Source organism: Pedobacter sp. ASV12 (genome assembly GCF_016429155.1).
Lineage (GTDB): Bacteria > Bacteroidota > Bacteroidia > Sphingobacteriales > Sphingobacteriaceae > Pedobacter.
Genome location: NZ_JAELUC010000386.1, coordinates 1 through 302 on the forward strand (window position 1 = coordinate 1; position 302 = coordinate 302).

Annotated in this window: 1 protein-coding gene; it reads left to right on the top strand. The window is 65.2% G+C overall.

What is annotated here, in order from left to right; translation table 11 throughout:
- Positions 1 to 302, top strand: a 302-nt coding sequence (locus JHD69_RS20830; RefSeq protein WP_199142211.1) for a hypothetical protein, incomplete at both ends; no start/stop codon positions are given.

Consider the following 302-nt stretch of genomic DNA (forward strand, 5'->3'; position numbering starts at 1 on the left):
CCCCCCCCCCCCCCCCCCCCCCCCCCCCCCCCCCCCCCCCCCCCCCCCCCCCCCCCCCCCCCCCCCCCCCCCCCCCCCCCCCCCCCCCCCCCCCCCCCCCCCCCTTTCAAGCAGAAGACGGCATACGCGATCATGAGTACTGTCTCGTGGGCTCGGAGATGTGTATAAGAGACAGCTCTCCTACCGTTTATGCAACAGACCTGACCGACGGCAACGAGTTGATCCCTAATCCGCTTTACAATGCCTCGTTAAGCAGCTTCAATACCAACTCGAATTTTAACATTACCAACAACTTTCAGGCC